This window comes from Ectothiorhodospira lacustris, assembly GCF_022227785.1.
GTDB lineage: Bacteria > Pseudomonadota > Gammaproteobacteria > Ectothiorhodospirales > Ectothiorhodospiraceae > Ectothiorhodospira > Ectothiorhodospira lacustris.
This window is the reverse complement of record NZ_JAJNQM010000032.1, coordinates 26706-34579: the sequence shown is the minus strand read 5'-3', so window position 1 is coordinate 34579 and position 7874 is coordinate 26706. Positions and strand designations below refer to the sequence as shown.

General features: G+C 64.4%; 7 protein-coding genes. 4 read left to right on the top strand and 3 right to left on the bottom strand.

What is annotated here, in order from left to right; translation table 11 throughout:
- Positions 1-73: 73 nt before the first annotated feature.
- Entirely contained in the window at positions 74-1660 is a 1587-nt protein-coding gene (gene gshA, locus LQ952_RS08050; protein ID WP_238622147.1) for a glutamate--cysteine ligase, read from the bottom strand.
- A gap of 54 nt (positions 1661-1714) precedes the next feature.
- Between gshA and LQ952_RS08045 the strand changes: the two genes are divergently transcribed.
- Genes LQ952_RS08045 through LQ952_RS08035 form a run of 3 tightly spaced genes read left to right on the top strand, consistent with a single transcriptional unit; the run spans position 1715 to position 3596 of the window.
- Entirely contained in the window at positions 1715-2548 is an 834-nt protein-coding gene (locus tag LQ952_RS08045) for a M90 family metallopeptidase (RefSeq protein WP_238622146.1), read from the top strand.
- A gap of 3 nt (positions 2549-2551) precedes the next feature.
- Positions 2552-3112, top strand: a complete 561-nt coding sequence (locus LQ952_RS08040) for a DUF2058 family protein (RefSeq protein ID WP_238622145.1) — start codon at positions 2552-2554, stop codon at positions 3110-3112.
- 58 nt (positions 3113-3170) lie between these two features.
- On the top strand, positions 3171-3596 hold the full coding sequence (locus tag LQ952_RS08035) for a flagellar basal body-associated FliL family protein (RefSeq protein ID WP_238622144.1): 426 nt from the start codon (positions 3171-3173) through the stop codon (positions 3594-3596).
- 30 nt (positions 3597-3626) lie between these two features.
- On the opposite strand, the gene LQ952_RS08030 is transcribed toward LQ952_RS08035, so the two are convergent.
- On the bottom strand, positions 3627-5531 hold the full coding sequence (locus LQ952_RS08030; protein WP_238622143.1) for an ATP-binding cassette domain-containing protein: 1905 nt from the start codon (positions 5529-5531) through the stop codon (positions 3627-3629).
- Positions 5532-5733: 202 nt separating this feature from the next.
- On the opposite strand from LQ952_RS08030, the gene LQ952_RS08025 reads away from it, so the two are divergent.
- Positions 5734-6672, top strand: a complete 939-nt coding sequence (locus LQ952_RS08025) for a GGDEF domain-containing protein (protein ID WP_238622142.1) — start codon at positions 5734-5736, stop codon at positions 6670-6672.
- 4 nt (positions 6673-6676) lie between these two features.
- On the opposite strand, the gene LQ952_RS08020 is transcribed toward LQ952_RS08025, so the two are convergent.
- Entirely contained in the window at positions 6677-7612 is a 936-nt protein-coding gene (locus LQ952_RS08020; RefSeq protein WP_238622141.1) for a hydrogen peroxide-inducible genes activator, read from the bottom strand.
- Positions 7613-7874 lie beyond the last annotated feature (262 nt).

The following is a 7874-nucleotide window of genomic DNA, read 5'->3' as shown; positions in this document are numbered from 1 at the left end:
AATGCCTTCGCGACTGCGGCGTCAGGGTGCTTGCGCGGGGGTGACATCAAGACACCTGAACGGCCGTGACGGCCTATCGAAAATAACGTCGCAGGTACTCGGCGAAGGACACGTCATCCTCCGCCTCCAGGCGCTGCTGTCGTACCAGGGACTCCCGGGCCTCTGCCTCCAGCATCGCCTCCCTCGCCGGGTCAAGCCCCGCTCCCCGCAGGCAGGTTGCATGGGCCAGGGACATCTGCCGCGCAAACTCGTGAAAACCCTGCTCGCGCTCACACATCAGGGCCAGCATGCGGGCGGAAGGCGTCAGCTTCGCATCGGCCACCTTGGCCTGCTGCTCCGCCAAGGAACGGGAATAGGGCTGCTCCGCGTCGCCGTCATCCAGCACCCGACACAGCGGTGCCATCTGCTCCAGCACCTCGGTCGCCCAAGCCCGTAACGGCACCTGTCCGCCGTTGCGCATGAGCTGCAGCGACGGGTCCCTGCCCCGGTGGGCGGTGGCGCTCTGGTTGTGATCAATGGCAAAACGCTCCACCTCGCTGATGGGCGGACTGTCCAGCAGCAAGGCATAGATCATGAACGCCTCCAGGAAGCGAAGCTGGGACTCATTGACCCCCAGGGGATCAAAGGCATTCACGTCCACCGAACGTAGTTCCACATAGGCCACGCCACGCCGCTCCAGAGCCACCGTGGGTCGCTCATCCCCCTCCGTCAGGGGTTTGGGGCGCACGGTACTGTAATACTCGTTTTCGATCTGCAGGATATTGGCGTTGAGCTGGCGATATTCCCCGCCCACCTCCACGCCGATCCGGGCATATTCCGGCGACGGCGTGTTGATGGCCCGGGACAGGCTGCGGACATAGCCCTCCAGGCTGTCATAGTTGGCCTTGATGCCGCTTTCTTCTTCCTTGCGGTTCTGATAGCCGATATCACCCATGCGCAGGCTGGTGGCCCAGGGTTCGTAAAAAGTGGTCTCGTCAAATTCCACCAAGGTGGTGGGCTTGCCGGCGAGGAAGGATCGACACACCGCCGGGGAGGCCCCGAAGAGGTAGGGGATCAACCAGCCCAGGCGCTGCAGGTTGCGGATCATGCCGAAATAGCCGCGGTCACGAAACCGGCGAGGCTCTTCTCCCTCTGCCCCCAGTACCTGCTGATAGATGGGCCAGAAACACTCGCCCATGGAAAAGTTGAAATGTACGCCGGCGATCACCTGCATCAGACGCCCGTAACGGTGACCCAGACCCAGACGATAGACGGTCTTCATGCGTCCGGCGTTGGAATCGCCATAGCGGGCCACCGGAATCCCCTGCTCCCCCGCCAACACGCAGGGCATGCTGGTGGCCCAGAGGAATTCATCATCGATGCGGGGATAGGTGAAGGCGTGCAGGTCCCGCAGGAAGGCCAGGGCCTCACCCGGGGTATCGCAGGGCGGGGTAATGAATTCCAGCAGGGCTTCGGAATAGTCGGTGGTGATCCAGGGGTGGGTCAGTGCCGAACCGAGCGCGCGCGGGTGGGGCGTCCGGGCGATGCTGCCGTCCGTATCCACCCGCAGGCTTTCCTTTTCCAGACCGATGCGGGTACCCCGCAGACAGCGGGCACCGCCCAGGTTGAGGATCTGCCGTAGGCGTGTTTCACAGTGGGTGTACAACGTTGACTTCTCCATCGGAGCCATCCTTCATGCCATGCCATCATACTATGGCTGTGGCTGAAAACTTCAGTGCTACCCCCCATAATGACCCTGATCCACCCCTACCTGACGCACCCCGGCATGCCCCCTCTGTTCAAATCCTGGCGACGACAGCGCACCCTGGCCCGGGACCCCATTCCGGACGTACTCTGGCATGCCGGGCTGGCGGCGCAGCCCATACTGACCGGACTGAGCGGTACCGAGCGGGCGGAGTTGCGCCGCCTGGCTACCCTGTTTCTGCATGAAAAGCACCTCCACGGTGCCCATGGCCTGGAGATCAACCCTTCCATCGCCCTGCACATCGCCCTGCAGGCGTGCCTCCCCATCCTCAAACTGGGGATCGACTGGTACGACCAGTGGTCCACCATCATCGTCTACCCCGATGACTTTCTGCCCCGGCGAGAGATCATGGACGATGACGGCATCCTGCACCTGGATGAAAGCCCCTACAGCGGCGAGGCCTGGGAGCGGGGGCCGGTGCTGCTGTCCTGGGCGGCCATGGCCGCGGGAGAGCCGCTGGCCATTCACGAATTCGTCCATACCCTGGACCTGCGTAACGGTGTGGCCAACGGCATGCCGCCCCTGCACCCGGAAATGTCCATTCAGGACTGGACCCGGGCCCTGAGCAGGGCCTACGATGAGCTACATGCTCGGCTGGACCGGGATGAGCCGGTGGACCTGGATCCCTATGCGGCCAGCGAACCGGGTGAATTCTTTGCCGTAATGAGCGAATATTTCTTCGTCGAACCCTGGACCCTGGCTCAGTCCTATCCGGATGTCTATGGGCAATTCCGCCAATTCTACCGCCAGGACCCCTTGGCTCGACTGCCACGGGGCCCCGGCGTTTTGCACGTTAAGGAGTAAGACATGACCCAGAGCCTCCGCGAGCAGTTGCTCCAGGCCGGACTGGTCACTGAAGAACAGGTCAAGCAGGTCGAACAGGCCAAGACCCCCGTCGCCCGTCAGGGTGAGCGCCGAGGGGCGCGAAACGCCGCCCCCGGCAAGGGCGGTCACGGGGCCGGACCCAAGCGCCAGGGCCCGCGCAGTCCGGGACGCAGAACCGGCAAACCCCAGGGGCAGACACCTCGCGGCAAGCCTCAAGGACAACAGGCATCAGAGACGCCGGCGCCTCAAGCCGTACCCCGACCCGATGCCCGCGCCCTCAAGCACCAACTCCGGCAACTGGTGGCGGCCCACCGCATGAACAAGGAGGAGGCCGATGTGGCCTATCACTTCCAGGTGGGCAGCACCATCAAGCACCTCTACGTGACGGCGGAACAGCAGGCAGCCCTGGCGGAAGGCCGTCTGTGCATTGCGTTTCTGGATGGCCGGCGCAACCTGCTGCCCGTGGCGCAGGGGCGCGAGATCCTGCGCATCGACCCAAGCCGCACGGTGATCTTCCCCGGCGATGACGATTCCACCCCATGACCCGGCCGCCGAATCGACCGGGGCCGGGACCCTCACTGCTTCCACACAGGCTCAAGACATGCAACGCCAAAGAACCAAACTGACCGTTTTCCCGGCCCTGCTGCTGATCGCCCTGCTGGGGTGGAGTCAGACGGCGCCGGCCGCGCCCTCCGGAGGGGGGGCCACCTGGCCGGGCTATATCCCCCTGCAGCCGGCCCTGGTGGTGAATCTGGACAATCCTCGCCGGGCCCAGTATCTGCAGCTCAATGCCCAGCTCTACGTGGAGACGGCGCAGGAGGCCCAGCTGGTGGAACACCACATGCCGGTGATCCGCCACCACCTGATCCTGTATTTCGGCGGCCGTGATCCGGAACTGGTGCAGACCTCCGCGGCCCGGGAGCAGCTGCGCACCGAGGCCCTGGACAACCTGCGTCAGGTCATGACCGATCACACCGGCACACCGGCCATCAATGGGCTTTATTTCACCGGTTTCATCGTGCAGTAATCCTCGGTATCGGCAGACTGTCGGTCGCCCCTAGTCCGCCGACTCCGCAATCTCCAGGGCCTCGCAGGCCTCCAGCCAGGTCGATTCCACCTCGGCCAGCCGCCGGGCGGTTTCCGCCTGGCGGCCCAGCAGCGACTGCAGGCGCTCCCTGGCGGATGCCTCATAGATCGCGGGGTCCGCCAGGGCCTCATCCAGGGACCGTTTTTCCTGCTCCAGGGTTTCGTGTTCCCGTTCCAGCCGTCTCACCTGATCCCGCAGGGGCTTGAGCCGCTGCCGGAGTGCCGCCTCGTCTCGCTTGCGGGCCTTGCGGGATGCCGCGCCCTGTTCACCACCCATTTCCCGGACGTCACCGCCCCCCTGGGCCCGCTCACGGGCCGCCAGCCAGTCCCGGTAATCTTCCAGGTCACCCTCAAAGGCCTGGGCGCCCCCATCGGCCACCAGCAGGAAGTCGTCACAGACACTGCGCAGCATGTGACGGTCATGGGACACCAGCACCACCGCCCCCCCGAAATCCTGCAGGGCCTGCTCCAGGGCGTGACGCATGTCCATGTCCAGGTGGTTGGTGGGCTCGTCCAGCAGCAACAGATTGGGCCGCTGCCAGACCAGCAGGGCCAGCACCAGTCGGGCCTTCTCCCCACCGGAGAAAGGTTCTACCGGCGCCAGGGCCTGATCCCCCAGAAAACCGAAGCCACCAAGGAAGTTGCGCAGTTCCTGCTCCCGAGCCCGGCCGTCCAGTCGCTGCAGATGCAGCAGGGGACTGGCCTGGGGATCCAGCTGCTCCAGCTGGTGCTGGGCGAAATAGCCCACCGACAGATCAGGTGCCGGCTCCCGGGAGCCAACCAGGGGGGCGAGGTCCCCGGCCATGATCCGGATAAGGGTCGACTTGCCCGCGCCGTTGGGGCCCAGCAACCCCAGGCGTGCCCCCGGATGCAGGGAGTATTTGACCCCCTGGATCACCGCTGTCTCGCCATACCCGCCGGAGATGCGATCCAGCTTCAGCAAGGGATCGGGCAGGCGCAGGGGCTCGCGAAAGGCAAAACGAAACGGTGAATCGGCATGGACCGAGGCCACCCGGGTCATGCGCTCCAGGGCCTTGAGGCGGCTCTGGGCCTGGCGGGCCTTGCTGGCCTTGGCCCGGAACCGGGCCACGAACGTCTCCATGTGTTCGATTTCCCGCTGCTGGCGCTCATGCAGGGCCTGCTGGCGGGAGAGGGCCTCCGCACGGGCTAATTCGAAGGCGGAATAATCGCCGGTATAGAGCCGGATGCCGCCCTGCTCGATATGAGCCACATGGGTCACCACCCGGTCCAGGAAGTCCCGATCATGGGAGATGAGCAGCAACGTCCCCGAATAGGATATCAGCCACCGCTCCAGCCACAGCACCGCCTCCAGGTCCAGGTGATTGGTGGGTTCATCCAACAACAGCAGGTCCGACCGGCACATCAGGGCACGCCCCAGGTTCAGGCGCATGCGCCAGCCACCGGAAAAGGAGGCCATGGGGCGTCGCTCATCCCCCGGCCCAAACCCCAAACCGTGGAGCAGCTTGCCGGCCCGGCTTTCCGCAGTCCAGGCATCAATGGCATCCAGGCGGGCATGCAGTTCCCCCACCCGGGCCCCCTCCCCCGCGGCTTCCGCCCGGGCCAGATCCCCTTGCAGACGACGCAGCTCGGCGTCGCCGTCCATGACGTAATCCAGGGCGCTGCGTTCGCTCCCCTCCACCTCCTGTGCCACGTGGGCGATAACCCAGTCCGAAGGCAGACTGCATTCCCCCTGGTCAGGGGCCAGCTCCCCCCGCAGCAGGGCAAACAGGCTGGACTTGCCGGTGCCGTTGGCGCCGGTCACACCCACCCGCCAGCCCGGATGAATGGTGAGATCCGCATCCTGGATCAGGACCCGGGTACCGCGTCTGAGGGAGAGATGTTCGAGTCTGAGCATGGGGGCAGAGTGTATCAGTCCGCCGCGAAAGACCGCAGCACGACTTTCCGGCACCGGCGGGAAAATCCGACCGGCAGCGGCGTCATTTTTCCGCCGCCCAGCGCATCAAAAAACAATAACTATTTGTTTTATTAAAATATTTATAGGTGGCACGGAATTCGCTTCAATTACTTCACAGAGGAACAGAGCCGAGACAGGACACATGATCCGTCAAATCATCCAGGCCCCGATTGAAACCCGTTACCAAGCAGGTAACACCGTGGTCAAAGCCCCGCAGTTCCTGGGTGGCCGCGCCGCGCCCCCCGGCCCGACCGAACTGATCGACACACCGCGGCTACTGCACCGACTGCAGACCACCCTGGACCTGGACGAACTGATTGATATCTTCTCCAACTCCATCGCCTGGCGCATCCCCCACGACGGCCTGACCTTCGATCGTGAAGACCGGGGCATTCATGTGAGCCGCGGCCGCTTGTCCCGACATAGCTGTCGTTACAACCTGATGGTGGACCAGTGTGAGCTGGGGGAACTCCGGCTGCTGCGGGGACGTAAATTCCGGGAGTCGGAACTGGCAGCCCTGGAAGAGGCCCTGACCGCCCTGATCTATCCGCTGCGTAATGCCCTCCTCTATTACGAGGCCCTGCAGGCGGCCCAGACGGACCCCCTCACCGGCCTGCAGAACCGTACCGGAATGAATCGGGCCGTGGAGCGGGAACTGGCCGTGTGCCGTCGTACCGCACAGCCGATGGCCATGCTGGTGCTGGATGTGGACCACTTCAAGCGCATCAATGACCACCATGGCCATCATTCCGGCGACCAGGTGTTGATGGCCGTGGCGCAGCGTCTGCGGGAAGTCACCCGCAAGAGTGACATGGTGTTCCGCTTCGGGGGCGAAGAATTCGTCATCCTGATGGCCGGCACCGATGCCCCGGCGGCGGCCGTGGGAGCCGCCCGGGTCCATGAGGCCATCCGCGACTGCCCCCTGCCCCTGGGAGGCGGGGATCATGTCGAGGTCACTGCCAGCATCGGCGTGACCATCTATCGAGAGGAAGACACCCCCCACAGCCTGTTCCAGCGTGCCGACCAGGCCATGTACCGGGCCAAGCAGGCAGGCCGCGACCGGATCGAATGGGCGGAATGATCCTTCAGGCGGCGCCCTTGACGTGCTCCAGGCAGGGCACATGGATCTCCATGATGGCCTGCCGGACCACCTCGATGGCGCGGGGACGCGGAAAGCTGCTGCGCCAGGCCAGGGCCACCCGACGCTCGGGCACGGGGTCATTGAAGCGTCGGATTGCCAGCAGATGCCGGGCGTAGCGATCCGCGCCCGCGGCTGAACAGGGCAGGATGGTCACCCCCATGCCGGTCACTACCATGTGACGGATGGTTTCCAGGGAACTGCCCTCCACCGAATGCTGGATACGGTTGCCTGAAGATACCGTGGAATGACAGGCGGGACAGGCCAGCAGGACCTGTTCCCTGAAACAGTGCCCCGCTCCCAGCAGCAGCAGGTTTTCCTGTGCCAGTTCATCGATATCCAGCTTCTGACGTTGCGCCAGCGGGTGATCGGCGGGCAGCACGGCAACGAAGGGTTCGGCATACAGCGGGAGGGTCACCACCCCCGGTTGCTCGAAGGGTAGCGCCACGATGATGACGTCCAGTTCTCCCTGCCTGAGTCCCTCGGCCAGGCGTGCGGTGTAGTTCTCCTCGATGATCAGGGGGAGCTGCGGCGCCCGGCGGTGTATCTCAGGCACCAGATGGGGCAGCAGGTACGGACCGATGGTATGGATGGCGCCGAGGCGCAAGGGGCCGGCCAGCTGATCCTTGCCCTGACGGGCCAGATCCACCAGGGTATCCACCCCTTCCAGAATGCGCTGGGCCTGCTGCACCACTTCCTCGCCCACCGGGGTGATGCTGACCTCGGTCTTGCTGCGCTCAAACAGCATCACACCCAGCTCTTCCTCCAGCTTCTTCACCGCCACGCTCAGGGTGGGCTGGCTCACATGACAGGCCTCGGCGGCCCGGCCGAAATGCCGCTCCCGTGCCACCGCCACGATATAACGCAATTCTGTCAGGGTCATGAGATCATCCCGTCATTGATCCACCAAGGGCGTCGCTGCTGCAACCGAGTGTAACCCAGAGCATCGGCAAGTCATCCCGCCGGAGCAACGGCCTTGACCCCGGTCTACCTTCCTACTCCCGCACACCAGAATTGAGCATAACTCCGGTCTACGGCCGAGAATGTTCTGAACACGCCATTTCCGACTCATAACACGTCACTCCCTCATAACACGTCATTCCCGACCCCATGACACGTCATTCCCGCGAAAGCGGGAATCCAGC